General features: G+C 36.7%; 25 protein-coding genes. 8 read left to right on the top strand and 17 right to left on the bottom strand.

Features of this window, described 5'->3' with window-relative positions; all coding sequences use genetic code 11:
• Position 1 precedes the first annotated feature (1 nt).
• From KBP46_RS16845 to hutH, 8 genes are all read right to left on the bottom strand, one after another.
• The gene (locus tag KBP46_RS16845; RefSeq protein ID WP_216443750.1) at positions 2-367 is read right to left on the bottom strand and encodes a hypothetical protein; all 366 of its coding nucleotides are present in this window, start codon (positions 365-367) and stop codon (positions 2-4) included.
• Entirely contained in the window at positions 364-2,052 is a 1,689-nt protein-coding gene (locus KBP46_RS16840; RefSeq protein ID WP_253297065.1) for a C45 family peptidase, read from the bottom strand. The genes KBP46_RS16845 and KBP46_RS16840 overlap by 4 nt, the downstream gene beginning before the upstream one ends.
• 1 nt (position 2,053) lies before the next feature.
• Positions 2,054-3,580 carry an NAD(P)/FAD-dependent oxidoreductase gene (locus tag KBP46_RS16835; protein ID WP_216443749.1) on the bottom strand — a complete coding sequence of 509 codons (1,527 nt, stop codon included), beginning with the start codon at positions 3,578-3,580 and terminating at the stop codon, positions 2,054-2,056.
• A gap of 160 nt (positions 3,581-3,740) precedes the next feature.
• Positions 3,741-4,625: a lipid A biosynthesis acyltransferase gene (locus KBP46_RS16830; RefSeq protein WP_216443748.1), complete on the bottom strand. Its 885-nt coding sequence runs from the start codon at positions 4,623-4,625 to the stop codon at positions 3,741-3,743.
• A gap of 119 nt (positions 4,626-4,744) precedes the next feature.
• Positions 4,745-4,999 carry an acyl carrier protein gene (locus tag KBP46_RS16825; protein WP_216443747.1) on the bottom strand — a complete coding sequence of 85 codons (255 nt, stop codon included), beginning with the start codon at positions 4,997-4,999 and terminating at the stop codon, positions 4,745-4,747.
• Between the two features lie 4 nt (positions 5,000-5,003).
• A complete protein-coding gene (locus tag KBP46_RS16820; RefSeq protein WP_062675965.1) occupies positions 5,004-6,224 on the bottom strand; it encodes a beta-ketoacyl synthase in 1,221 nt (406 codons plus the stop codon).
• Between the two features lies 1 nt (position 6,225).
• Positions 6,226-6,957 (bottom strand): 3-oxoacyl-ACP reductase FabG, encoded by a 732-nt coding sequence (gene fabG, locus KBP46_RS16815; protein WP_216443746.1) that lies wholly within the window; start codon positions 6,955-6,957, stop codon positions 6,226-6,228.
• Between the two features lie 81 nt (positions 6,958-7,038).
• The gene (gene hutH, locus KBP46_RS16810) at positions 7,039-8,559 is read right to left on the bottom strand and encodes a histidine ammonia-lyase (protein ID WP_062675967.1); all 1,521 of its coding nucleotides are present in this window, start codon (positions 8,557-8,559) and stop codon (positions 7,039-7,041) included.
• Between the two features lie 98 nt (positions 8,560-8,657).
• Here hutH and KBP46_RS16805 point away from each other — a divergent pair, with 98 nt between their 5' ends.
• Positions 8,658-9,914, top strand: coding sequence for an NAD(P)/FAD-dependent oxidoreductase (locus tag KBP46_RS16805; protein WP_216443745.1), 1,257 nt, complete (start codon positions 8,658-8,660; stop codon positions 9,912-9,914).
• Between the two features lie 31 nt (positions 9,915-9,945).
• Here the strand turns inward: KBP46_RS16805 and KBP46_RS16800 are convergent, their stop codons facing one another.
• The 3 genes from KBP46_RS16800 to KBP46_RS16790 all read right to left on the bottom strand — a co-directional run bounded on the left by KBP46_RS16800 (position 9,946) and on the right by KBP46_RS16790 (position 13,676).
• On the bottom strand, positions 9,946-10,344 hold the full coding sequence (locus KBP46_RS16800) for a hypothetical protein (protein WP_216443744.1): 399 nt from the start codon (positions 10,342-10,344) through the stop codon (positions 9,946-9,948).
• A gap of 274 nt (positions 10,345-10,618) precedes the next feature.
• On the bottom strand, positions 10,619-11,911 hold the full coding sequence (locus KBP46_RS16795) for a phenylacetate--CoA ligase family protein (RefSeq protein WP_216443743.1): 1,293 nt from the start codon (positions 11,909-11,911) through the stop codon (positions 10,619-10,621).
• 76 nt (positions 11,912-11,987) lie between these two features.
• Positions 11,988-13,676 carry a M23 family metallopeptidase gene (locus KBP46_RS16790; protein ID WP_216443742.1) on the bottom strand — a complete coding sequence of 563 codons (1,689 nt, stop codon included), beginning with the start codon at positions 13,674-13,676 and terminating at the stop codon, positions 11,988-11,990.
• 451 nt (positions 13,677-14,127) lie between these two features.
• On the opposite strand from KBP46_RS16790, the gene ileS reads away from it, so the two are divergent.
• The 7 genes from ileS (at position 14,128) to trpS (ending at position 21,016) form a co-directional block, all read left to right on the top strand.
• Complete coding sequence (ileS, locus tag KBP46_RS16785; RefSeq protein ID WP_216443741.1) at positions 14,128-17,523, top strand: isoleucine--tRNA ligase; 3,396 nt, start codon at positions 14,128-14,130, stop codon at positions 17,521-17,523.
• Positions 17,524-17,581: 58 nt separating this feature from the next.
• A complete protein-coding gene (locus tag KBP46_RS16780) occupies positions 17,582-17,962 on the top strand; it encodes a TraR/DksA C4-type zinc finger protein (protein ID WP_002983772.1) in 381 nt (126 codons plus the stop codon).
• 78 nt (positions 17,963-18,040) lie between these two features.
• Positions 18,041-18,292 carry a DUF6576 domain-containing protein gene (locus KBP46_RS16775; RefSeq protein WP_062675972.1) on the top strand — a complete coding sequence of 84 codons (252 nt, stop codon included), beginning with the start codon at positions 18,041-18,043 and terminating at the stop codon, positions 18,290-18,292.
• 16 nt (positions 18,293-18,308) lie between these two features.
• Positions 18,309-18,503, top strand: coding sequence for a DUF2683 family protein (locus KBP46_RS16770; RefSeq protein WP_062675973.1), 195 nt, complete (start codon positions 18,309-18,311; stop codon positions 18,501-18,503).
• The gene (locus KBP46_RS16765) at positions 18,503-19,144 is read left to right on the top strand and encodes a lipoprotein signal peptidase (RefSeq protein ID WP_034692496.1); all 642 of its coding nucleotides are present in this window, start codon (positions 18,503-18,505) and stop codon (positions 19,142-19,144) included. The genes KBP46_RS16770 and KBP46_RS16765 overlap by 1 nt, the downstream gene beginning before the upstream one ends.
• A gap of 15 nt (positions 19,145-19,159) precedes the next feature.
• Positions 19,160-19,804: a vancomycin high temperature exclusion protein gene (locus tag KBP46_RS16760; protein WP_216443740.1), complete on the top strand. Its 645-nt coding sequence runs from the start codon at positions 19,160-19,162 to the stop codon at positions 19,802-19,804.
• A gap of 243 nt (positions 19,805-20,047) precedes the next feature.
• Entirely contained in the window at positions 20,048-21,016 is a 969-nt protein-coding gene (trpS, locus tag KBP46_RS16755; protein WP_062675975.1) for a tryptophan--tRNA ligase, read from the top strand.
• Between the two features lie 65 nt (positions 21,017-21,081).
• Here the strand turns inward: trpS and KBP46_RS16750 are convergent, their stop codons facing one another.
• The 6 genes from KBP46_RS16750 to KBP46_RS16725 all read right to left on the bottom strand — a co-directional run bounded on the left by KBP46_RS16750 (position 21,082) and on the right by KBP46_RS16725 (position 25,637).
• On the bottom strand, positions 21,082-22,368 hold the full coding sequence (locus KBP46_RS16750) for a HAMP domain-containing sensor histidine kinase (RefSeq protein ID WP_216443739.1): 1,287 nt from the start codon (positions 22,366-22,368) through the stop codon (positions 21,082-21,084).
• Positions 22,368-23,039, bottom strand: coding sequence for a response regulator transcription factor (locus tag KBP46_RS16745; protein ID WP_062675977.1), 672 nt, complete (start codon positions 23,037-23,039; stop codon positions 22,368-22,370). The genes KBP46_RS16750 and KBP46_RS16745 overlap by 1 nt, the downstream gene beginning before the upstream one ends.
• A gap of 205 nt (positions 23,040-23,244) precedes the next feature.
• Entirely contained in the window at positions 23,245-23,451 is a 207-nt protein-coding gene (locus KBP46_RS16740) for a PepSY-like domain-containing protein (RefSeq protein WP_117753124.1), read from the bottom strand.
• Between the two features lie 35 nt (positions 23,452-23,486).
• Positions 23,487-23,936 carry a PepSY-like domain-containing protein gene (locus KBP46_RS16735; RefSeq protein ID WP_216443738.1) on the bottom strand — a complete coding sequence of 150 codons (450 nt, stop codon included), beginning with the start codon at positions 23,934-23,936 and terminating at the stop codon, positions 23,487-23,489.
• A gap of 212 nt (positions 23,937-24,148) precedes the next feature.
• On the bottom strand, positions 24,149-24,844 hold the full coding sequence (locus KBP46_RS16730) for a YjjG family noncanonical pyrimidine nucleotidase (protein ID WP_216443737.1): 696 nt from the start codon (positions 24,842-24,844) through the stop codon (positions 24,149-24,151).
• Positions 24,845-25,046: 202 nt separating this feature from the next.
• Positions 25,047-25,637, bottom strand: coding sequence for an RNA polymerase sigma factor (locus KBP46_RS16725; RefSeq protein WP_062675980.1), 591 nt, complete (start codon positions 25,635-25,637; stop codon positions 25,047-25,049).
• Positions 25,638-25,810 lie beyond the last annotated feature (173 nt).

Raw genomic sequence — 25,810 nt, 5'->3', positions numbered from 1 at the left:
ATTATTTAAAGACCACATCAGCGAATGATAGTGGTGTCATCATTATGGTAACAAATATCGAAATAATAACCAGGGCGAGCTGGGTGATATGGTATATTTTTTCTCTTTCTTCCTCATTGATTTCAAAAGTAAATTTTATTTTATCAGGCCTTCTGATGATCAACCAGATAAATAAAAGAACAGCGAGATTCATCATTACAGGAAACACAAGAAAGATTTTGCTTCCATAATTGTCTTTCATACTTCCGTACCCGTGAATAGTGATGGTGTCAGGTATTGAGCTGTAAACGGTGCACAAATACACAGAATAACAGATAATAATAACAAAAGGAATACAGAACAGCAGTTTTATATATTTGGGGATCATTTCAGTTTCTTTAAAGTTTTCTTCAGGTATTTTTCAACATTTTTTCTGTCCGGAACTGTTGTAATTTCTTTCGTCAATGCTTTCTCAAACGCCATTTTTGCCTTTGAATATTCTCTTTTGCTAAAATAATACTTTCCTGATTGATAATAGACCAGCCAAAAATCGGGATTCATAGCCTGATACGATGGGATAATATCATCTGTCAACAGCGCGTTTTTATCATCAGCGGCCTCATTGATTTCTTTACCGTACATTTTGGATAGTTCATAGTTTTGAAATTCTTCAGAATCTGCGAACGGATCTCTTGCAATATTCCGTTCTGTTTTCGCCAGCAGACTTTGCGATAATGGCCTACCGGAAAAAATCTCATTCAGGTCATAGCAAACAAATTCTCCAAGCTGATAAGGATTGGAAGAAACCCAAACCAGTTTTTTCTGAGGCGAAAATATAACGGCATGGTGAGCCAATAGCTGATTGAGTGCTTTTTCATTTCCATAACCGATACTTTCATCTTTTAAGCCTGACTTATTTCTTAAAATGGAAGCCATCTTTCCGGGAGTGATCTTCTTTTCTTTCTGCAAAAGCTCCTGAAGTTTTTCATAACGGTATTCTGAATGGCTTTCTTCAATCTGCTTCTGATTTCTTTTGTCATCTTTATAAGCTTCAGATTGGAAATGATTGGTACAAAGCACTCTGCTTGTATTTTGTACTCTATATACCCCGAAATTTTTAGGTGAAACTTCAATAATGACTGCATTTTTATCAGCTGCACTTCCCACAAGGATAGATTCCGAAACAAACACCTTTCGTTTTTTAGCAATGGCAATGGCTTCTTCTATATTTTTTGCATACTGTAAAATCTCTCTTGTAACCAGGGAAATAGGAGTCTTTGCCGTTAAAGGAATTTTTGATTTTCCGGCATTAATGGTCACGGTAATTCCTTCTTTATTCATTCCTGAAACTACACCTATCATTCCGGGCCAGCTTACCGACATATAGGGAATTCCTTCTTCGGGTTGCACAAACTCTACCAATTTATTTTTAGCAAAATCGTCTCCCACATAAAAGTCGAAATTCCTTCCAATCAACAAGTCTCCGTCTTCAGTATTTTCATTCCATATAGCAAGAGATGTACAGCCTACCATGGCAAGATCCTGCATGGCATGCCCGATATCATGAGCACCGTGCAGGTAAAGGTTTCTTAAATATTTAGGAGCAATAAAGTCATACTGATCGGATGAATATCGTGACAAGCCAAATAATTCTGCCTGATAATCTTCTCTTACATTGAGGTACATTTTTCTGTTGTACCATTTTAAAAAACCTCTTAACAGCCCTTGTCTGAATTTTGATGGCACAAAACCCTCCACTTTTGAAAAGAAAATGTTCTCCTGCTTCTGCATTAAGTTTTGGGTCAATGCTCCGCTATTATATCCAAGCTGCAAAGGATTTCCTTTAATATAGAGTTCCCAGAGCTGCTGTTTATTTTTGGTAAGATAATTCTGATTGTAGCTGAAGGTACTGTCATTGATCTGGTTTACTTTCGGGATCTCCAGAGCATATTGTTTTACATCGGGAATATGTTTGATTGACTTTGAGATTCCGCAGGATGTGAGGAAAACACAAAAAGTGAGATAAAGTAAAGTTCTTTTACAGGATGAATAAATGGTTTTAGTTTTTTTCACTTTAGTTTTTATTAATCATTTGGGTCAGCCGCATGTCTATCGTTTCTTTTCCGATAATTTCAGCACAGGTGTTAAAAGCTCCGATAGTAACGCCTAAGATGCCATGCATATTCACGGATTGTCCGGTCAGAAAAAGATTGTCAATTTTGGTACGGGGAGAAACCATCGTTTTAAGAGGATTCTCCGAGCTTTTCATATATCCATACATATTTCCTTCACAATTTCCGATATAGTCCCGATAAGATAAAGGAGAGGAAGTATAGAGTGTTTTAATGGCATGCCTTAGATTCGGAATTTTCTTTTCCAGAGCATCAAGCATTTTTTCTGTTTTTTCAAGCTTAAATCTTTCATAAGCATCTCCTCTTTCATGTTCATCGGCAACGGTATTGAAGGTATTCTCCCATTCTTTAACCTCATCAAAATCCATATACGATATCGCCGTCAGACTTTCTGCGAATTCAGGATGACGTTTCGAAGGTGTAGAAGAAAGCATAAACGTTTCCGGCCACGATTCTTTCCGGTATTGGAATGCATTCCAAACCTGTTCTTCAGAGGAGTAATGATATCTGTTATAATTAAAATTCGGAAGATAATGAGGCTTTAAAACAAGATAAATACTAAAGCACGATGAAACCGGCTTCCAGCTTAAAACCCTGTTCAGAAAAGATTTCTTAAGTCTTTCTTCACCAATAAGTTTAATGGTGGAACGGATTTCTATATTTGAAATAAATTGTTTGGCGGTATATTCTTTTCCTGTTTTTGTTTTGACAGAGGTCAGTGTATTATTTTCATTAAAAACAAATTCTGAAACTTCGGAGTGCTTGTGTACTTCGGCTCCATATTCCCGGAGTTTTCTGATTAAAAGTTTAGAGATCTGGCTTCCTCCTTTCACACATTTGTAAGCACTTTGGATATAAGAATTTACCGTCAGAGCATGTACATAAAAGGGAACATTCTCCGAGTCTCCGGCATATAAAAAGTTGGAACCCAGTAAAACTGACTGCAATTTTTTATTCTGAGTAACAGATTCAATGAATCTTTTGGTATTTAGATGCAGGATTTCCTCGTTGTAATTGTCTTTTCCCACCACATGATATCTGGGAAACTGGCTGCATACATACTGAATTTCTTCGCAATAGTTTTCAAGGTTTTCTTTTTCTTCGGGAAAATACTTTGAAAGCTGTTCAACAAAATTCTGATAACCCTGTGCATGAGGATATTCTATTTCATCTTCTCCGAAACTGATTCTGTCATAGCCGTCTTCATCCATCAACTGAAGTTCAAGATCATCCATAATTTCCAGATAGGAAAAGAACTGGTTTAGATTCTGTCCTTTGGATAAACCTCCAAGATAATGGACCCCGGTATCAAAAATAAGCTTATCTCTTGAAAAGGTCTGCAGATTTCCCCCATACTGGTTATTTTTCTCCAGAACGCATACTTTCAGACCTTCTTTCGCCAAAATAAGAGCTGAAACAAGGCCTCCCAATCCGCTGCCGATTACAAGTATGTCGTATTCTTTCTTCAAAAGAAAATGTGCTTTTAATAATTAAGAAACAGGGAATTTAAGATATTTAAAGTTTACTTCAGTAAAGTAAGCATAGAAATTTTATGAGTTCTCTTAAATCTCGGTAAATCTTAATGGTTTTTTAGTTTTTATTCGTTTTTACGGGATAAAAATAGAAAAATTAATCAACATCATCCCAAAAATCAAAATAATTAAACCATTGAAGCGGGTATTTTTTCACCATAGTTTCAAGATTTTGCACATAAGACTGTAAAAGTCCCCGTGAATCACGATTTTTGATACTCTGGGCAACTCTTGCATACAGATGGTAATGAAGATTATTCTCTTTCATCACATAGACATATACTACGGGAACGCCTAACCTTGAGGCGATCAAAAACGGGCCAGCCGGAAATTTTGCACTTTTTCCCAGCAGTTCTGCCTCCAGATATTTGGACCCTTCGAAATAACGGTCTCCGGTAAAGCAGATGAGTTCATTATTGGACAAAGCCTGATTGATCTCAAAGATATGAGACATGTCCTCCTTCACGTAAATAAACTTGATATTACTCTTTTTTACCGCAACACTTTCCAGATATTCCTTGATCACGGTCACTTCCTGATCTGTTGTAACCAGATTGATCTGGCAGTCGAAGTCGATATCTGCAAAAAAGTGTTCCGCAATTTCAAAATTACCAATATGGGCACTGATGAGTACACCTCCTTTTTTAGCAGCTAAAAGATTTCTGAGGTTTTCAATACCGTCAAATTCATAGGTATATTTTTCTCTGAGTCCGGCAGAAATCGCAGTTTTATCAATCAGAACTTTTCCGAAGGTAAAATAGCTTTTAAAGATGGAAGCTTTGGATTTCCAGTATCCATAGTTCAGTCTTTTCTGAAAATAATAAAGAATGTATTGATTGCTTTTCTTCTGAAACAGGGAGTAGTAGGCTGCCACAAAATACAGCACACCATATGAACTTCTGATCCCGATATTTCTAATACACCAGACGAATATTCTGTATCCGAGTACTGTTCCTTTAGATTTACCTTTCCACTTGTTCATATCTATAATTTAATATAACAGAGAGCCAATGTAATAATACCTTTTTGAAGTGTCCGTTACCGGATCACTGTGATATTGTTACATTGGCACATTTTATAGAATAAAGAATTACTCAATAACTACGCGTTTTTTTCAGCAATCTTATGTTCAATCGTTGTATAGAAATCATCAAATGTTACCATTTTTTTGAAATCTGCTTCTCCTAATTTCACCGCGAAATTGGATTCAATCACGACTACCATGTCGATATAATCTAAGCTGTCTAAGCCCAGTGTATTTTTAAGGTTGGCATCGTTACTGATTTCGTCTCCGTCTACCTCGAATTCGTTGACAAGAAAATCATTAACAATAGCAACAATTTTTTCCCTTTCCATGTTTTTAATCAAATTTTTTAACTATTAGTGCAGAATTGGTTCCCCCAAACCCAAAAGAATTCGACAAAAATACATCAATTTTTTGATTTTTTGTTTTTGCAACTAAATTTATCTTTTGTGCTTCATTATCAGGGTTTTCCAGATTAATATTGGGAGCAACAAAATCGTTCTGCATCATCAGAATGGAGTAGATAACTTCACTTGCACCTGCCATCCAGCACTCATGTCCGGTCATGGATTTGGTAGAACTTACCGGAACTTCGCTCCCGAAGATCTCATAGATGGCTTTTGCCTCGTTGGCATCACCAATTGGAGTAGAAGTTGCGTGAGCATTGATATAATCGATGTCTGAAGCTTTTAATCCTGACTGTTTTAAGGCTCTGTCCATTGCCAAAGCCGGTCCATCCACGTTTGGTGTTGAAATATGCCCTCCGTTGGAAGAGAAACCGTACCCGATAATTTCTGCAATAATCGGAGCGCCTCTTCTTTGGGCAGATTCCAAGCTTTCAACAATCAGACTGGCAGCTCCGCCACTTGGAATCAATCCGTCTCTTTCTGCATCGAAAGGTCTGGATGCTTTTGCAGGCTCATCTTCTCTGGCTGAGAACACTCCCAATCCGTCAAAGCTCGCCATGGAATATTTGTTGGTTTCCTGAGCTCCGCCGCAGATAATCATATCCTGGAAACCATTTTTAATCATCATATAAGCCAGTCCTAAAGAATGCGAACCGCTTGCGCATGCTGCGCTGATGGTAAGATTGATTCCTTTCAGTTTAAAAATCGTAGAAAGGTTCATCGTTACCGTTGAGTTCATTGATTTGAAAATCGCTCCCGATCCCATCAATGTTGTATCTTTCTTTTCCCTTGCAATATCGATAGATTCTACGACTGCCTGAGAAACACTGTCATTTCCGTATAAGATCCCCACTTCATGAGCATCCAAGAATTCTTCATCTAGATTTGCCTGTTTTAAAGCATCAAGCGTAGCAAGATAAGCATATTCGCTTTCTTCTCCCATACTGACACGCTGGCGTCTGTTTAAAAGATTTTTCAGATCAGGCTTTGGAACAACTCCTGTGAGGCCAGACCTAAAACCAAATTCTTTTCTGTCCTGATCTAAAACAATACCGGATTTTCCTTGATATAGGGATTCCCTGACCTCTTCTAAAGACGTCCCGATGCAGGAATAAATTCCCATTCCGGTAATTACAACCCTATTTTCCATGTTATGAATAAATTCCTCCGTTAATATTAATCACTTCACCTGTAATGTAAGAAGATTTTTTAGATGCTAAAAATGCGACAAGATCTGCCACTTCTTCTGCTTCTCCAAATCTGTTGGCAGGAATCATTGCTTTCAGTTCTTCTTCATTAAACTCCTGGGTCATATCCGTTTTGATGAAACCCGGTGCAACGGCATTTACCGTAACATTTCTTTTGGCAACTTCCTGTGCAAGGGCTTTTGTAGCACCTACCAAAGCTCCTTTCGCAGCAGAATAATTTGTCTGCCCGGCTGTTCCTTTTACTCCGGATACAGAAACCATATTGATGATTCTTCCGTATTTGTTACGAAGCAGCTTTTGAATAAAGAAATTGGTCACATTGAAGAATCCGTCCAGACTTGTATTGATCACACTATTCCAGTCTTCCTTCTGCATCCACATAAAAAGACCGTCTCTTGTGATTCCGGCATTATTGACGATCACTTCTACCACGGCATCAGGATTTTTCTCCTGCCACTCCGTTAAAACAGCTTGTGTTTCTTCGCTGTTTCCTACATCAAATTTAAGAATTTCTCCGGTAGCACCCAATTCTTCCACTTTAGCCAACGTTTCTTTGGCTGCCGTTTCATTTGAAGCGAAGTTGATAAGGATGTGATAGTTTTTCTCTTCAGCCAGTTTTATACAGATTGCTCTCCCGATTCCTCTGGAGCCTCCTGTTACAATTGCACATTTCATGCGTTAGTGTTTATATCGTTTTTAGTTTTTTAAGTTGATGCTGGAAGCCTTTTTTAAAAGACAATTGATGGCAACCAATAGTTACATTCCTTTCAGATATTTCTTTACTTCCTCCAAATACGGATACATAACCATATCGTCTGAGAAAGCAGGAATAATTTTTCTGATATCATCATACAGTTCTTTTGTAGAGGATGAAACCTTATCCTGGAATCCAAGATATTCAACCGCCTGAATGATGGTAATAGCTTCAATAGCCAAAACTTCAAAGGCATTTTCAATGACTTTTCTACAAATTACAGCAGCGTTTGTTCCCATACTAACGATGTCCTGGTTATCGTTATTGTTTGGAATACTGTGAACATACATAGAATTTGACAGCATCTGGCTTTCTGCCGTGGTAGAAGTTGCTGTAAACTGTACACCCTGCATCCCGAAATTGAACCCTAATTTACCTAAATTGACAAAAGGAGGTAGAATTTCGTTGATTTTAGCATTCAGAAGGTAGTTTAGCTGTCTTTCTGCAAGCATGGTAAGTTTGGTTACCACAATTTTAAGCTTGTCCATTTCCAAAGAGATATAATCCCCATGGAAGTTTCCTCCGTGATACACATGCTGGTCTTCAACGTTGATAATTGGATTATCATTCGCTGAATTGATCTCATTCTCAAGAACTTTCTCCGTATATTCCAATGTATCCAATACCGGACCTAGAATCTGAGGAACACATCGTAAAGAATAATATTCCTGAACTTTTTCCTTGAATACTTTTTCCTGTTCTTCAAAATGGGTATACAGATGTTCTTCTCTTTTTCTGATCAGTTTACTGTCTGCCAGGTGAGCACGCATTCTTTCTGCCACTTTCTGTTGACCGTAATGTTTCTTAGTTCCGTTCAAGGCTTCTGACAAATGATCATCATAAGCCTGTACAATCTCATTGATGGCACAAGAAAGTCTAAGAGAAATATCAGTAAGCTGATTGGCTTTATAAGCATTTACGATACCGATTCCTGACATTACGGAAGTTCCGTTCATCAATGCAAGACCTTCGCGGATCTCTACTTTGATCGGTTCTAAGCCTTCAACTTCAAAAACTTCTTTGGTAGATTTTCTTTCTCCATTGTAAAAAACTTCTCCTTCTCCAATCAATACCAAAGCCAGGTGAGCCAGCTGAACAAGGTCACCGCTTGCTCCTACTCCTCCATGTTCAAAGATTAGTGGAGTAATATCTCTGTTGATCAGCTCCTGAAGCAGATAAATAACAGACTGGTGCACTCCTGAATTCCCTAATGATAAGGTATTCAATCTTGCAAGCATACATGCTTTTACTTCTTCTACAGGCAAAGGGTTTCCAATTCCTGAAGAGTGGCTTCTTATCAGGTTATACTGAAGCTGGTGTGTATCTTCATCACTGATTTTAAACTGAGCCATTGGCCCAAAACCGGTGTTCACACCATATATTACTTTATTTTTTGAAAACTCCTTTAAAAACTGAAAACTTTTATCCACTCTTGATAAAAGTGATTCATCCAGTTCTATTTTTTCATTCTCAATGATAATTTTTTGAAAGTCTTTCAGTTCTAAAAAGTTATTTATTTTCATCAATTAAAAGTAATAGTTGATAATTTTGTAAAATATTAATTATTTGTCACTAATTTTGCGGCAAAGATAAAAGTTATTATTAAAATAAAAAATCAAAGATGAGCAAAGAATTTGTTGACGTTCTTGTAATCGGAGCCGGACCCTCCGGATGCGTGTCTTCTTCGTACCTGAAGAACAATAACGTCAGCGTAAAAGTAGTCGAAAAGACAAAATTCCCCAGACTCGTAGTTGGAGAAAGCTTAATTCCAAGGGTAATGGACCACTTTGAGGAGGCCGGACTTTTCCCTGCATTAGATAAAATGGGCTTTGAAAAAAAGCTTGGAGCTCGTTTTCTTCGTGGTGACGAAGTCTGCATTTTTGATTTCAGCAACAAATTCGGGGAAGGCTGGGACTGGACCTGGCAGGTTCCGAGAGCTGATTTTGATAATACGCTTGCTCAGGAAGTCATTAACAAAGGAATCGATCTTGAGTTTGAAACTGAGGTTATAGACATCAAATTTGACGGAACAGATTCTATAACTACGGTAAGAAACAAGGATGGGGAAACAAAAGAGATCCATGCTAAGTTTGTTATCGATTCCAGTGGCTACGGAAGAGTTTTACCTCGCCTGCTTGATCTTGAAAAACCTTCAAAACTATCCCCTCACTCTGCGATTTTTTCTCATGTGAATGATATCAACAGAGAACCGGGAGAGGAAGGAACTTTGATTTCTTTTGACATTATTGAAACAGAAGTATGGCTTTGGGTAATCCCTTTTTCCAACGGAAACACAAGCTTAGGAATTGTAGGTCCTACTGAATATATTGACAAATTATCTGAAAACGGAGATACAACGGAAGCTTTAAGAAAAGCTATTTCTCTTTCTGAATATTATGTAAAACGTTTTGGAAATGTAGATTTCCTTTTTGAACCTAAACATCTGAAAGATTATTCCTGTTCAGTAAAAAGTTTATTCGGAGACGGATTTGCTTTAACAGGAAATGCCTCTGAATTCCTTGATCCGGTTTTTTCTTCAGGAATGGCTTTTGCCACAGAATCCGGAATGCTGGCCGCCAAACTGGCATTAAGACAATTAAACGGAGAAAAAATTGACTGGCAGAGGGAATACACAGACTACATTTTATATGGAGTGGATGTTTTCACCACCTATGTAAAAGAATGGTATACCGGAAATCTTCAGGAATTATTCTTCCATCAACCAGAAAATCCGGACGTAAAGAAAAAGATCTGTGCTGTTTTAGCAGGCTATGTCTGGAATAAAGACAATCCTTTTGTGAGAAAGCATGATACAGTTATTAAAAACCTTGCAAACCTGATCAAGCTGGAAAAACAGGAACAGCAAAATCAAGCATAAAAAAACGGTCTGAAAATTCAGACCGTTTTTCTTATTTTAAAGCATTTTTAATAGCTTTACCCAATTCTTTTCCTGTTTTTTCATATGCAGCGGATATTCTTCCGTATTCCATACGATAACTACCTTTACTTCCTATCCCTTCAATCTTATCACCCTGAACTTTAGTTAAAACTTTAGATGGATTTTCAGTTTCAACAAATATCATTTCTGATGATAATTTAGCAGGCTGTGTTACAAACCCAGTCCATCCGGCGTAGATCCATTTTGTATGCAGTACTAAGGTGTACTTTGCCGAAGCTCCTTTACTGAATTTTATTTTTTTCGCTTTACCATTTACTCCTTCGATAAACTTATCAAAAAAAACAGATTCCTTATGCTTTTGCCATTCTTCATCCCATTCTTTCCAGGATTGCTCGCCTTTCTTAGCCAATGTCTCTGTTTTTCTTCTTTCAAGATATTGGGCTTCAGTATAATTATCTGCCTGAAAAAGAGGATTTTCAAATTTAAACTGAACATTTACCTCAGTCTGATCTTTCAGAAAGTCAAAATTTCCAGATTCAATATTAATTTTGTCCTGGGCAAAAGTTGCCGTGGTAATGGCTGCAAAAAGCAGCAGAAATAATTTTTCATAGTGTATTAGTTTTACTATTCAAGCCCCAAAGATATATAAAAAGACCTCTGTTAATTATTCTTTAGGTTTAATTTTATCTTAAGTCAATAAAAGTGATTGGCTTTCTGCTGTTTGGATTAAAAACTTTTTTAGAAAGAACATCAAAATCTATGATTTCAATTTTGGGACTTACTCTCAGTTTTGCACGGAAGTGATCTCTCACTTCATTGACAAACCCTTCGTGATCTGCTTCTGTACTAAGTTTAATGATAATCTCATCAAGTCCGATTTCGTTGGACTGAATCACAATCTGGTAGCATAAGATAGTATTAAAATCATTCAAAATATCATTCATAGCAGGAGGATACAGCGTTGTCCCTTTGTATTTGATCATCTGCTGCTTTCTTCCTACAACAGGTCCTAGCCTCATCGTATTTCTTCCGCACTGGCATGGCTCATAGTGGGCTTTTACAAGATCTCCGGTTTTAAACCTCAACAAAGGAATGGCTTCCACTCCCAAAGTCGTAATCGTAAGTTCACCGCTTTCTCCTTCTTTTACAGGGTTTCCTTCATCATCCAGGATTTCTGTAATAATCAATTCCGGATGGTGATGTCCTCCGATCTGGAATTCACACTCTGTAAAAGCAGTGCTCATTTCCGTAGAAGCATAGGTAGAAAAGAGTTTGATGTCCCATTTTTCCTTGATTTTCTGTGAAAGAATATTATCTGTAAAATCCTGATTTTTGATACTTTCTCCAATGCAAACAGCACCATAAACGCCGGAATTTTTATAATCCAACCCGTGTTTTTCAGCGTAATCAATCATTTTCAGTAGAAAAGAAGGTACTGTAATCAAATATTTTGGCTTGTATCTAAAAATAGAATCCCATTGCAGTTCAGGAATTCCCGGTCCCATTCTTACTACGCTTGCCCCCATTTTTCTTAAACCAAGAAAATAAGCAAGCCCAGCCATAAACCTTTTATCTATGGTGGTAATCATCTGCACAACATCTCCTTTCTGAATTCCTGCACAGGCGAAAGATATCGCTTCATTGTACGCAAGCCTTTCCAGATCACTGTCAGACAATCCGAAAGTCACCGGATCTCCCAATGTTCCGGAAGTGGTACTGTAATCCACAATTTTATCCGGTGGTATGCAGAAAAAATCATGATTGTACTGCTGAAGATCATTCTTTGTGGTGGTAGGAATCTTCTGAAGGTCTTCCAAAGTACGAATATCCTCAATAGTAATATTATTTTCTTTGAACAGTTTCTGATAAAACGGCGAATGAGTTTCAAGATACCTCAAAAGCTCATGAAGTTTTTCTTCCTGAAACAATTTGATTTCCTGAATCCCTTCTTTCTCGATTGACGGATGAAATTCCAATGATTTTAATTTTTTAAAAGGCAAATTTATCTAATTAAAATTAAAAGATTTAAAGATTCAAGTATTAAAAGATGAATTATCTCCTAAACGTAAAAGTTTGTGTATTGGTATTCCCGGCAGTATTGATAGTTGTTACTTTTAAAGTATGAGAACCACTTCCTTTAGGACATTTTTCATCAAAAATGTAGACAAAATTATCTTTTACACGGGTAAACCTCAACCATTTGCCATCCAGTTCGGCACGGAATGAAATAATATCACCCACTTTCGTTGTTCCTTTTAAGAGTAATGAACTGCTATTAACCAATGCTCCTTCTGCCCAGCCTGATGAAACGGATGGAAGATTATTGTCAATCATCAATTTTGCGGTACCCAATCTGTTGAATTTTCCTTCTGCCCAATCACCATTCCATTTTACCTTGACAACGGTTTTATCACTGCTATAGTCAAGAAGAATAATGGCTTTATCTTTTTCTGTATTGGTTAATTTTCTATTCGGTTTTATTTTCAAGGTATATTCATCCTGAACGGGAATATATGGATTATGCAAAACAATCGTATTTGAAACTGCATTCGGATCTGTATCAGGTTTTTCATAGGCACTGAAATTTACAGCATCATACATGGCATTTTTACTAAAAGCAATCTCTGTATTTTCTGTGGTAATGATTTTCCCTTGATTAGCCATTATTGTTTTTGCAGTATAAGATATTTTCTCTGAAGTTTTACTTAACTGAACTTTTGTTGTTAAGCGGCTTGTATTTCCTTTGACATCTTTCAGGACAATTTCAATGGCATGAACATTTTCATCCTGAAGTTTGATAATCCCACTTAAATTTGGAAGACTATAATGCTGCAGTTTCATTCCAGGTAAATCAGACAGGTGCTGGATTCCCATTTTATCTCTTATGAATTTGGTATAATCTATACAACCGTTGATGTATCGGGTATCATCATAGTGGATCTTATCAATTTTAAAACTGTACATCAGATTGCCATCCATAAACAGTTCTGTCTGATAAATACCAAGATTAAATCCTTTGTTGGCTTTATCTACAGCTTTAATGGCAAAACTTATCTCCGGAGAACTCACCTGAATAAGATTAGCCGTATAAGCATTTCCCTCTTTTTTTACGGCAATATTATTTGCTCCTGGTTCATACGTACTGAAACGTCGGTCATACCAATACAATCCGCTAATAATCGGGGCAATATTATCAGGAATGGCAAAGCCAAAAAGTAACGGATTTAAGCATTCCTCTGTTTTGGTATCTCTTATTTCAAAGTGCAGGTGTGGTCCTGCGGAACCTCCGGTATTTCCACTTAAAGCAATCTGCTGTCCTTTCTCCACAGGAAACTGTCCGGGCTGAAAAGTAATATCCTGTTCCCACTTTTCGTCTTTATATTGCCTCTCCTTTACGTATTCATCAAGTTGATTGAAATATTTATTCAGGTGAGCATATACCGTGGTATAACCATTGGGATGAGTGATGTACACTGCATTTCCAAATCCGTACCGTTCTACTTTTATCCTGCTTACATAACCTTCTGCAGCGGCAAGAACCGGCAGATTTTCCTGGCTGTTGGTTCTCAGATCCAGTCCCATGTGAAAGTGGTTGGTCCGCACAGCACCAAAATTGGCAGCGAGCTGCATGGGAATGTTTAATGGATTTCTGAAATAATTTTGAGGGTAATTATTTTGAGCTTGTACAATGCCTGTGTTGATAAAACAAACAAAAAGCATCAGGTAATAAAAGATTTTCATACAGCATTTGGGTTTAGTAGGTCTACTTAAATGTACAAAATTTCTGCCAATCAGTGCTTCGTACTCTAGCCAAACTTCGAATCAATTTTGTTTTTCTCACCCCATATTTCCCCTGCTGAGTGAAACGTCTTTGCGATCGATCTTACATTATCCATACATCTTTGTGAACTTTGCGTTACCATTAAGTTTTGGCTAAAGCCATAAATAAACTTTATTATTCAAGTGGGCTAAAGCCCACTTCTATTGAATATACTGCATAAAATCTCACATAAAAGTTGTCAGAAAAAATTCATTTATTCACTATTCACCATTCACTTTCCCCCACTTTCTTTATTATATTTCTGAAATTGAACTTTTTAATAGAAATTACCTAAATAAAACATATATTATAAACCGACAAATTTTAGTAAATTTGCAGACTTAATTAATCAACGATATTGAGATATTTACAATGAGCCAATTTAAAGAATACAAAAACCTCAACCTTATTGACGTAGCAGAGAATGTAGCGGAATTTTGGAAACAAAATAAAACCTTCAATAAGAGTGTTGAGATTCGTCAGGGAAATCCTGAGTTTGTTTTTTACGAAGGTCCGCCTTCAGCAAACGGTATGCCTGGAATTCACCACGTAATGGCAAGAGCATTGAAAGATATTTTCTGCCGTTACCAGACTCAGAACGGAAAGCAGGTTTTCCGTAAAGCAGGCTGGGATACGCATGGTCTTCCTGTGGAACTGGGTGTAGAAAAAGAATTAGGAATCACGAAAGAAGATATTGGCAAAAAAATCTCTATTGAAGACTATAACAAAGCTTGCCGTGAAGCGGTAATGCGTTATACCGACGTATGGAATAACCTTACGGAGAAAATCGGATATTGGGTAGACCTTGATGATCCGTACATCACGTACAAGTCAAAATATATGGAAACCGTTTGGTGGTTGTTGAAGCAGTTGTATAGCAAAGATTTGTTGTACAAAGGCTACACTATCCAGCCTTACTCTCCAAAAGCAGGAACAGGACTTTCTTCTCACGAGCTGAATCAGCCCGGAACCTATCGTGATGTTTCGGACACAACGGTTGTGGCTCAGTTTAAAGTAAAGAAAGACTCTTCAGCATTGTTCAATGATGTTGACGGAGATGTTCATATCCTTGCATGGACGACCACCCCGTGGACACTTCCATCCAATACGGCTCTTACCGTAGGGAGAGATATTGAATATGTTTTAGTTAAAACTTTCAATCAATATACATTTGAACCTGTAACAGTAGTGTTATCCAGCGTTCTTTTACCTAAAGTTTTCGGTAAAAAATACGCAGAAGGTACAGATGAAGATTTTGCCAACTATACTCCGGAAACGAAAGTAATCCCTTTTAGAATACTAAAAGAATTTACAGGAGAAAAGCTTGTTGATACAAGATATGAGCAATTAGTTCCGTGGTTTACACCTAATGACACCCCTGAGAATGCATTCAGAGTGATTCTTGGTGACTTTGTAACCACAGAAGATGGTACAGGTATCGTTCACACGGCACCTACTTTTGGTGCGGATGATGCGAGAGTTGCTAAAATGGCTCAGCCTGAGGTTCCACCGATGTTGGTAAAAGATGAAAATGACAATCTTGTACCATTGGTAGATTTACAGGGTAAATTCATCAAAGGAGATAATGTTCCTGCGGTATTCTCCGGAACTTATATCAAAAACGAATATTACGACGAAGGAACGGCTCCTGAGAAATCATGGGATGTAGAACTTGCGATCCTGTTGAAAACAGAGAACAAAGCCTTCAAAGTAGAGAAATATGTCCACTCCTATCCACACTGCTGGAGAACAGATAAACCGGTATTGTATTACCCGTTGGATTCATGGTTTGTGAAAATGACTGCTGTAAAAGACAGACTGGTTAATTTAAACAAAGACATCAACTGGAAGCCAAAAGCTACGGGTGAAGGACGTTTTGCCAACTGGCTGGAAAATGTAAACGACTGGAACTTATCCCGTTCAAGATATTGGGGTATTCCGTTGCCGATCTGGAGAACAGATGACCTGAAGGAAGAAAAGATCATAGGTTCTGTAGAGGAACTTTATAACGAGATCGAAAAATCAATTGCAGCAGGACTGATGACTGAAAACCCTTTCAAAGGTTTCATCATCGGAAATATGGCAGAGTCTAACTATGAGCTTGTGGATCTTCACAAAAACGTGGTTGACAAAGTGGTATTGGTTTCTGATTCAGGAAAAGCAATGAAACGTGAAAGCGACCTGATCGACGTTTGGTTCGATTCAGGGTCTATGCCTTATGCCCAGTTGCATTATCCTTTCGAAAACAAAGAATTAATCGACAATAATAAAGCATTCCCGGCTGATTTCATCGCAGAAGGTGTTGACCAGACCCGTGGATGGTTCTATACGCTTCACGCAATCGGGACTGCTGTGTTTGATTCAGTTGCTTATAAAAATGTAATGAGTAACGGTCTTGTTCTGGACAAGAACGGGCAGAAGATGTCAAAACGTTTAGGAAATGCCGTAGATCCGTTCGAAACACTTGCTGTATACGGACCGGATGCTACGCGCTGGTATATGATCTCCAATGCCAACCCATGGGAAAACCTGAAGTTTGACATTGAAGGAATCGACGAAGTAAGAAGAAAGTTCTTCGGAACCCTTTACAATACCTATTCATTCTTCGCTTTGTATGCGAATGTAGATGGCTTTAACTATTCAGAAAAAGAAGTGGAAAACCGTCCGGAAATCGACAGATGGATCCTTTCTGAGCTTAATCTTCTGATCAAAGAGGTGAAAGCATTCTATGAAGATTATGAGCCGACAAGAGTAGCAAGAGCGATCAGTACTTTTGTGAACGATAACCTGAGTAACTGGTATGTAAGATTATGCAGAAGACGTTTCTGGAAAGGAGACTATTCTGATGACAAAATCTCCGCTTACCAAACTCTATACACGTGTCTTGAAGTAGTAGCAAAATTATCCGCTCCTATTGCTCCGTTCTTTATGGATCAGTTATATCAGGACCTGAATAAGGTAACAGGTAAAGAAAACTGTGAATCTGTACACTTAACAGACTTCCCGGTAGCAGATGAAAGTTTAATCGATCAGGATCTGGTTGAAAAGACTCATCTGGCACAGAACATTACAAGTATGGTTTTCTCATTGAGAAAGAAAGAAAATGTAAAAGTTCGTCAGCCTTTACAAAAAGTATTGGTTCCTGTACTGGATGCTAAAACAGAAGAACAGATTCTTGCGGTTGCAGATCTGATCAAGCAGGAAGTGAACGTGAAAGAATTACAGTTAATTAATGCTGAAGAAGCATCCCATTTAATTGTAAAACAGATAAAACCGAACTTCAAAGCACTTGGTCCTAAATTAGGAAAAGATATGAAGGTGGTAGGTGCAGAGATTAGCAACCTTACAGCAGAACAGATTTCCACACTTGAAAAAGAAGGGAAAACAGACGTTCAGGGATATGAGATCACTCTTGATGATGTGGAAATTTCTACAAAAGATATCCCGGGATGGACAGTAACTTCTGATGGAAAAACAACTGTGGCATTAGATTTGACGTTAACCGATGAGTTAAAATCTGAAGGGATCGCAAGAGAATTCATCAACAGAATTCAGAACCTGCGAAAAGACAAAGACTTTGATCTGACAGACAGAATTTCAATCACATTGGAAGAAAGCTCTCCTTTCCTGAATGAGATTAAGAAAAATGAAGAATATATTTCTTCCGAAGTCTTGTCAAATAAAATAGAAATTGTATCTTCACTTTTAAATTTTAACGAAATCGAAATAGATGAGGTTAATTTTAAGATAAATGTTGAAAAAAATTAACCTGTAGTTATTATATTTCAAATTCCATTTCATAATTTTATTAAAAAAGAGAAAGAATATGTCAGACGAAAGAGTTAGATACAGCGATGCTGATTTACAGGAATTTAAAGCGATCATTAAAGAAAAAATAGAAAAAGCAGAAAAGGATCTTCAGCTTATCAGAGAAAGTTTTATCAATGACCAGAATAATGGTACTGATGATACGTCTCCTACTTTCAAAGCTTTTGAAGAAGGAGCAGAAACGTTGAGCAAAGAACAGAATTCTATTTTGGCAGGAAGACAGGAAAAATTCGTGCGTGATCTTAAAAATGCTTTGATCAGAATCGAAAATAAAACGTATGGTGTTTGCAGAGTAACAGGAAAGCTGATTCCTAAGGAAAGGCTTTTAGCCGTTCCTCACGCTACGTTGAGCATCGAAGCGAAAAACATGCAAAAATAACCGTAAGGTTTGTAAAATAACATTGGGTTTATATCGTATTTACGGATACTTTATAAACCTAATTTTTAATGTATACCCATGAACGAATTATTAATTTTGGGAGTGATCATTGCCGTAGTTATATTATTTTTCAACAGAGAATGGATCAAAAACAGATTCTTCCCTGATCGGAAAAAAAATTATAATTATACCATTGATGATCAATTCAATTCTGATAAACGCGAGCGGGAGAAAGAAATCGACAGACTTTTGAGTAAGATGGGCAAAAACGGAGTGAATGATCTGTCTGAGAAAGACAGGAAAAGACTTGATGAGCTGTCCAAAATGTAAATAATAAATATAAGAAATGGAATCTATCATAGTACATCCTAAGAATTCTATGGAGCTGAGTGCACTGAAAAGCGTACTCAAAGAAATGGGCATTAAATTTGAAAAAGCACATGTTAAGAGCTCTTTCAATGGACAGAAAGTGGTCAAGAAAGCAAGCGATAATAAAAATGTAAAGCCGGCTTCAAAGCCTTCAAAACCTAAAGGACAATAATGAAAAAGATCTTAGCAATAACACTTTTAGTGTTATTCATTGACCAGGCTTCAAAAATTTATATCAAAACCCATTTTGAACTGAATGAGAGCATTCCTGTTATCAATGGTTTCTTTAACAAAACTTTTGTGGAAAATCCCGGAATGGCCTATGGATTTCATTTCGGAGGAATTATCGGGAAATATTTTCTGGTTATCCTCAGAGTTTTCCTGATCGGAGGGATGATCTATATGTTCAAAAAATGGTTGAAAGAAGGAGCTTCTAATTATCTTTTAGTTCCCATGGCGATCATTTTTGCAGGCGCTATCGGAAATCTTATTGACGGAATGTTCTATGGAATGATCTTCGACAGCGGAACAGTTTATGACGCCAGCACTGACCGATGGATTGGCTATGGCGGAATTTCCAAACTTGTTCCTTTCGGACACGGATATTCCACATTTATGAAAGGATGTGTAGTGGATATGCTTCATTTCCCTGTGGTAGACTGGTACGTTCCTGAAAGCTGGCCTTTGATAGGAGGAAAACATATTGAGTTCTTCAAATATATTTTCAATGTTGCTGATTCTGCGATCACAGTAGGTGCCGCATTCTTATTAATATTCAGAAAAAAAGCATTCCCGAACGGTCTGGAGTTTTAAAAGATATATTTTCGGATGAAAAAAATAATCAAAAATATTTTTAAATTTTTCCTGCTTCTTTTCGTTGCAGGAATTATTTTTATTGCCTGGGCGAATTACAGCATCAAAAGTGACAGCGCACCATTTCTTTCCTACAATACTGCTGATGTACCACAAGTAAAAACCGCATTATTACTGGGAACCGGAAAACTTCTGAGCAATGGAACTCCAAATGCTTATTTCTATAACAGAATTAAGGCTGCAAGTGATTTATACAAAAGCGGGAAAATACAATACATCATCGTTAGTGGTGATAACAGCACCAAGGATTATAACGAACCTGAAGATATGCAGCTGGCATTGATGCAGGAAGGAATTCCACAGGATAAAATTATTTTAGACCATGCAGGATTCAGGACGCTGGATTCCGTGGTAAGAGCAAAGGATATTTTCAGCCAGACAAAACTGATCATTATCTCTCAGAAGTTTCACAATGAAAGGGCCGTTTTCCTGGCCAGAAAAAATGGTATGGAAGCCTTTGGATACAATGCAGCGGATGTGAATAAGTATGCAGGTTTAAAGACCAATTTAAGAGAGTATTTTGCAAAAGCTAAAGCCTATTGGGATCTTCTTTTTGGTGTGGAACCGAAATTTGGAGGAGAAAAAATTGTGATTCCTTAATATTTTTCCCACGGATTGCACAGATTTTCACGGATGATGCGTAAAGAGATATAGATTATTGAAGGTTGATACGTTTTGGCTAAAGCCAATGGATAGATGTTGAATTTTAATAACAACATCTTTTATCTTTTATCTTTTATCTTTTATCTTTTATCTTTTATCTTTTATCTTTTATCTTTCGTTATTCCCGTCAAACCTCGTAAATTTGCTATTCATTAATTTTTAAATATAAATTGTAAACAAATGTCAAGAATTCTTACCGGCATACAAGCCACCGGAACACCCCATCTTGGAAATTTATTAGGGGCTATTATTCCTGCTATCGAACTATCCAAGCAGGAAGGAAATGAATCATTTTTATTTATTGCGAATCTTCATACGCTTACACAGATTAAGGATGCGCAGACTTTAAGACAAAATACCTACGAGATTGCTGCGGCTTGGCTTGCTTGTGGATTGGATACTGAAAAAACATATTTCTACAGACAAAGTGATATCGCTGAAACCTGTGAACTTTCTTGGCATTTATCATGTTTTTTCCCATACCAAAGATTAACATTAGCCCATTCATTTAAGGATAAAGCTGACAGACTTCAGGATGTAAATGCCGGTCTGTTTACCTACCCTATTCTGATGGCTGCAGATATTTTACTTTATGATGCTGAAATTGTACCTGTAGGAAAAGATCAGCTTCAGCACCTGGAATTTGCAAGAGATGTCGCTTCAAGATTCAACAACCAGATGGGTGAAATTCTTGTTCTTCCACAATCTGAACTTCAGGAGGACACTAAATATGTTCCCGGGACAGACGGACAGAAAATGTCAAAATCAAGAGGAAATATCATCAACATTTTCTTACCTGAAAAGGAGTTGAAGAAACAGGTGATGAGCATTGAATCAGATTCCAAGTCTTTAGAGGAACCTAAGGATCCTGAAACGGATAAAACATTCCAGATTTATCAGCTGATTGCTACGCCTGAACAGACTGAAGCATTAAGAGCAAAATATCTTGCCGGAAACTTCGGATACGGACATGCTAAGAAAGAATTGCTGGATCTTATCCTGGTACGTTTTGAGAAAGAAAGAGAAACGTTCACTTATTACATGAATAATCTTGATGAACTTGAAGCAAAACTTCAGCAAGGAGCGGAAAAAACAAGACCTATCGCGCTGGAAACACTTAAAAGAGTAAGAACAAGTTTAGGATTTTAATCCTGAGTTTTAAACATAAGAAAGCCTTTCAGACGAAAGGCTTTTTCTATTGATATAAAGTATTATTAATGGGCATTATTCTTTGTCAGAATAAAGTAATGCATCTGATCTCCATATTCGTAATTAATATCCCAGCCCGGATATTGCTTGATAATGGTTTTGATGATAGACAGCCCTAATCCTGTAGAAGTATGATCTGATCCCCGTTTATAGAAACGGTTAAAGATTCTGGATTTATCTAAAGGTTCAGCACTTCCGCTGTTTTGAAATGTTATCCGATTATTTTCCACGATAATGTTTAAAATCCCTTCCTGATGGTTATATTTAACTGCATTTTTAAGAAGGTTGGATAAAAGAATATCTGCAAGATCCTGATTAAAATCCGCAACAAATTTTCCTTTCTCAATAATACTGACCTCTACTTTTTTGAATGCAATGAAATCTTCATAATTCTGAACTAATTGAGCGATCATCACATTAAAATCAACATCTGAAGTTTTATTAAACTGACTGTTTTCAATTTTGGAAAGCATTAATAACGATTTGTTTAACCCAACCATTCTTCTCAGATCATTCTTTACTTCAGTAAGAAAAGTAAGGTTCTTTTTATCAAGATCATCATTCTGGATCATCAGATCAATTTTATTAATCACGATAGCCAAAGGAGTCTGAAGCTCATGGGAAGCGTTTTCAATAAACTGTTTCTGCTGATAGAAAACCAATTCATTACGTTCAATCATTTCATTGATTTCCACATTTAATTCTTCAAATTCGGTGATCTTATAGTTCTGCTTTTCCTGAGAAAAAGGAATTCCAAACTGATATTTTTTAAGTTTATCCAATATCTGATAGAATGGTCTCATAGCTTTATTAAGGAGATATCCGTTAACTGCTACGATACTTATCACCAAAAGGATATAAAGCACAATTAAGGCTGTTGTAAGATCATATATCAATTCGTCTTCTTCTACCGTAGATGTTCTGATGACAAGCCGCTGATGCCCTTTGAACTGATCAATAAAGTCGGCTTCCAAAACCCTGTAAGGCTGGTCTTTATCATCATATTCCATATAGTACATCTTATTGTACAGCCTGCTTTTATTCTGATAATCTGCGGCTTTGATCGGATTGATTTTAAATTCATTGAATCCAAATTCATTATTCTTCAAAAGCTGAGGATTAAGATAAACAGCTTTAATAATCTGTATTTTTCTATCTCTTAAACCATCATCTACATTATCGTGTACTTCATCCAGAATGTAGGCATAAAAAAGACCCGCCCACACTGCTATGATCAGCAGCAGGATCATGATCAGGTATTTTATCGTGTAATATTTTAATGAAGTTTTCATCAGATGAATTTATATCCTATTCCGTATACAGCCTGGAAATCAGCTTCTGCATTGAGGGTTTTCAGTTTTTTACGAAGATTTTTAATCTGGGAATATATAAAATCCAGGCTGTCCGCCTGATCGATATAATCTCCCCAGATGGCTTCTGCCAGTGTTGTTTTTTGTAAGGTCTTTTCCGGATGAATCACAAAATAATAGAGAAGGTCATATTCTTTACGGTTAAGAACAAGCTCTTCATCGCCTACTTTCACCGTTCTGTTCTCCGGGTCAATGCTGATATTTTTGTAGCGGATGATATTTTCGCCATCCTGATTTTTTCTTCTGATCACAGATTTGATTCTCGCCATCAGTTCTGCAAGATGGAAAGGTTTAGCAAGATAATCATCTGCTCCTATTTCCAGTCCGGCCACCTTATCATCTACTGAGTCTTTGGCAGAAAGGATGATCACAGGGTCTTTCTTGTGCATTTTTTTGATCTCTTTCAGCAGATCGATTCCGTTTCCGTCAGGCAGCATGATATCCAGCAAAATACAGTCGTATTCGTAAGAAATAATTTTCTCCAATCCGCCACTGTAATTTTCTGCATACTCTACAATGAAGTGTTCTGCCTCCAGAAATTTCTGTACGGTATCTTTCAGTTCGGGTTCATCTTCTACTATTAAAATCTTCATATTCCGGATCTATATGCTCTGGTGCACGATTAACTTATGTCAAATATAGGAAATTATAAGAAGGGAAGCTGGAGAAAGGAATATACATCCGAAAGTCTACGATAATATCATCAGTATAAGGGTTATGTGATAAATTACTGATAATAAATCTACAAAATGGAAATGCTCTCTGCCGGATTCCCTCAGGTTCTTTTTCATAAAGAAACTAATTTGATTTCACATTCAGGCCATCTGCATCAAAAACAAGACACAGACCATTCATTAAATGAATTTTGTAAGCACTGTATTCTTTTTCAATGGAATCAATGATGCTGCAAGGATGATTTCTTGTCATAAATGATACCATATTCTTTCTAATCTGAGCAGAAGACATCTTTCTTCCGTTACTCTTTATTACATTCCAATTGACCATAGTATTACTATTTAGTGTTTGTATTCGGTTAAGTGTTAATCATCGATTCTTTTAAAATTCCCGTTTCTATCGAATTCAAGCTCCAATCCATTGGAAAGTTCTGCTTTATAAGACCATCTTTTCTTGTCAATCTTAATAATGTAAGTGTTAGGAAAGTTTTTCGTGATGTAATTTCTGATTGAAACAGGAATGAAACCATATGGAATTTTCTGGTGTTTTCCATCCACTTCTTTCCAGTTTCCATTGCTGTCAAACTCCATTTTCATTCCGTTCGTCAGATATACTTTGTACTCATCTACTCCATAGATTTCTCTGTCTTCTATTGCCGAGGCCACAGGTATTCCTTTAAAATGAGCAGCAAGAAAGTTTTTAGCTGTTTTCGGTAACTGATTCGCATTGATTGCTCTGTCCTGTGCGGCTACTAAGCCTCCCACTAATAAAAAAATAATCATTAATACTCCTGTGATTTTCTTTACATTTTTCATACTATTACATTTTCTGTTATTATTATGAAGCAAAGTTGCTAATCAATTTGGGAAAGAATTGGGAAAAATGATTTTGGTGGAGAAATTTAAGTTAACCACACATTGAAACAGATGATCACCAACGTTTGTATTGATTTCTGAAAATTGAAAACAGAAAAGCCACTAAGGCAGTCTTAGTGGCTTTTTATCAAATCTTATGATCTTATATATTTCTATAAATATTCTTTGATCTGCTGAAGATGGGTAATGGCTTTTAAACCTTCTTTCTGCTTATCTTCTTTATAAACATTGAAGAAGATCGCATCCATTCCGAAATCTGTAGCTCCCATGGCATCTGCAATCCAATCATCCCCAATCAGGATACTTTCTTCTTTGCTGGCTTCAGAAAGGCCTAATGAATATTCAAAAATCCTTGGATTGGGTTTTCTTACCCCTACTGCATCTGCACTGGTAATAGTCTTAAAATAAGGTGCAATTCCGGACAGGGTACATTTCCTTTCCGTTACTTCCTGAAATCCATTGGAAATAATGTGCAGTGTATAATTTTTAGCTTTCAGATATTCCAAAACATCTTCTGCTCCTTCTACCAATTCGTTATGACTCACAATATTATCAAGGAAGTTTTCTTCAAAATAAACGGCAAGCTCTTTATTATCTACTCCAAAATGTTTGAATGAATCATAAAAACGGTGTTCTCTCAAGTACTCTTTGCCAATAATTCCGTCTCTGATCTTTTCCCACAACTCTTCGTTAATATTGTGATAGACAGAATGAAACTCTTCAAAATCAATATGATATTTTGAAGTAATTTCCTGTTTTTCAAAAAGATCTTTAATGGTAAGATAGGCATTTCTGCGGTGATCCCAGAGTGTATTATCCAGGTCAAAAAAAACGTGCTGCATTTTCATACAGCACAAAGTTAATAATTTTAATTTTTGTAATAGGATAATTTTTGCTCTTGCTTTTCACAATCTCAAGGCTTTTGGAAAAATTCAGCAAAAAATCAATTGTTTGTTTCTTAGGTTTCAAAGTTTTCACTTTTAAGGAGTCATTTTTTTTCATAAGCGAAGTATGTTTTCCTTAAAAACGTGAAATTTTACAAAATATTATTTATCTGGTTAATATTATATTGTTTTCGTCCATGATTTTTCTCAGGTTTATCAGTGCATACCTTACTCTTCCTAGCGTAGTATTAATGCTCATCTCTGTATGGTCTGCAATTTCTTTGAAACTCAGACCATCAAAAAACCTCAGTTTGATTACCTCCTGCTGGTTTTGTGGCAAAAACAGTAACATCCTCATAAGATCCTCCTGAATCTGGTTGGTCACAAGCTGGTCCTCAATATTTTCTGAAGGTTCTCTGATCAAATCAAAGATAGAATATTCATCTGTTTCAAAAGTAGTTTCTGAAACTTTGATATTCTTGGATTTTGATCTGAAATGATCAATGATTAAATTGTGGGAAATTCTTTTCGCCCAAAGAATAAATTTGCCTTCTTCGTTATAGCGTCCTTCTTTCAGCATGACAATAATCTTCATGAATGTATCCTGGAAGATATCGTTAGCTAAATCTTCATCATTAATTTTGTAAAAAATGAATGTAAAAAGTTCTCTCTGATGACGGTGAATGAGGGTTGATAATGCATTCTCATCACCTTTCTGGTAAAGGGAAATTAGTAAACTATCCGATTTTGATTTCATAACTCTTCTCAATATAAATATTTGCAGACAGGCATTCTACCAGATATTTCTTCTGGCCTTTGCTGTATAAACAAAACAGTTCTAGAGTAGAGTCTCTTCTATAGGCAGTAGTACAATTATTATGATGTAAATATAATAATTTTTAATAACTGTTAACCTATTATTAAATTTTA

Source organism: Chryseobacterium sp. PCH239 (genome assembly GCF_018924625.1).
In the GTDB taxonomy this organism is placed as follows: domain Bacteria; phylum Bacteroidota; class Bacteroidia; order Flavobacteriales; family Weeksellaceae; genus Chryseobacterium; species Chryseobacterium cucumeris.
The sequence above is the reverse complement of the archived record's forward strand: the minus strand, read 5'-3'. Positions and strand labels throughout refer to the sequence as shown.

What these genes read in the sequence shown, in the direction of transcription:
- KBP46_RS16730 (WP_216443737.1), bottom strand. Translation starts at nt 24,844, where the DNA reads ATGAAAATGCAGCACGTTTTTTTTGACCTGGATAATACACTCTGGGAT.
- ileS (WP_216443741.1), top strand. Translation starts at nt 14,128, where the DNA reads ATGAGCCAATTTAAAGAATACAAAAACCTCAACCTTATTGACGTAGCA.
- KBP46_RS16830 (WP_216443748.1), bottom strand. Translation starts at nt 4,625, where the DNA reads ATGAACAAGTGGAAAGGTAAATCTAAAGGAACAGTACTCGGATACAGA.
- KBP46_RS16735 (WP_216443738.1), bottom strand. Translation starts at nt 23,936, where the DNA reads ATGAAAAATGTAAAGAAAATCACAGGAGTATTAATGATTATTTTTTTA.
- KBP46_RS16775 (WP_062675972.1), top strand. Translation starts at nt 18,041, where the DNA reads ATGAACGAATTATTAATTTTGGGAGTGATCATTGCCGTAGTTATATTA.
- fabG (WP_216443746.1), bottom strand. Translation starts at nt 6,957, where the DNA reads ATGAAATGTGCAATTGTAACAGGAGGCTCCAGAGGAATCGGGAGAGCA.
- hutH (WP_062675967.1), bottom strand. Translation starts at nt 8,559, where the DNA reads ATGAAAATAAATAACTTTTTAGAACTGAAAGACTTTCAAAAAATTATC.
- KBP46_RS16825 (WP_216443747.1), bottom strand. Translation starts at nt 4,999, where the DNA reads ATGGAAAGGGAAAAAATTGTTGCTATTGTTAATGATTTTCTTGTCAAC.
- trpS (WP_062675975.1), top strand. Translation starts at nt 20,048, where the DNA reads ATGTCAAGAATTCTTACCGGCATACAAGCCACCGGAACACCCCATCTT.
- KBP46_RS16725 (WP_062675980.1), bottom strand. Translation starts at nt 25,637, where the DNA reads ATGAAATCAAAATCGGATAGTTTACTAATTTCCCTTTACCAGAAAGGT.
- KBP46_RS16820 (WP_062675965.1), bottom strand. Translation starts at nt 6,224, where the DNA reads ATGGAAAATAGGGTTGTAATTACCGGAATGGGAATTTATTCCTGCATC.
- KBP46_RS16750 (WP_216443739.1), bottom strand. Translation starts at nt 22,368, where the DNA reads ATGAAAACTTCATTAAAATATTACACGATAAAATACCTGATCATGATC.
- KBP46_RS16845 (WP_216443750.1), bottom strand. Translation starts at nt 367, where the DNA reads ATGATCCCCAAATATATAAAACTGCTGTTCTGTATTCCTTTTGTTATT.
- KBP46_RS16745 (WP_062675977.1), bottom strand. Translation starts at nt 23,039, where the DNA reads ATGAAGATTTTAATAGTAGAAGATGAACCCGAACTGAAAGATACCGTA.
- KBP46_RS16770 (WP_062675973.1), top strand. Translation starts at nt 18,309, where the DNA reads ATGGAATCTATCATAGTACATCCTAAGAATTCTATGGAGCTGAGTGCA.
- KBP46_RS16740 (WP_117753124.1), bottom strand. Translation starts at nt 23,451, where the DNA reads ATGGTCAATTGGAATGTAATAAAGAGTAACGGAAGAAAGATGTCTTCT.
- KBP46_RS16780 (WP_002983772.1), top strand. Translation starts at nt 17,582, where the DNA reads ATGTCAGACGAAAGAGTTAGATACAGCGATGCTGATTTACAGGAATTT.
- KBP46_RS16765 (WP_034692496.1), top strand. Translation starts at nt 18,503, where the DNA reads ATGAAAAAGATCTTAGCAATAACACTTTTAGTGTTATTCATTGACCAG.
- KBP46_RS16790 (WP_216443742.1), bottom strand. Translation starts at nt 13,676, where the DNA reads ATGAAAATCTTTTATTACCTGATGCTTTTTGTTTGTTTTATCAACACA.
- KBP46_RS16805 (WP_216443745.1), top strand. Translation starts at nt 8,658, where the DNA reads ATGAGCAAAGAATTTGTTGACGTTCTTGTAATCGGAGCCGGACCCTCC.
- KBP46_RS16760 (WP_216443740.1), top strand. Translation starts at nt 19,160, where the DNA reads ATGAAAAAAATAATCAAAAATATTTTTAAATTTTTCCTGCTTCTTTTC.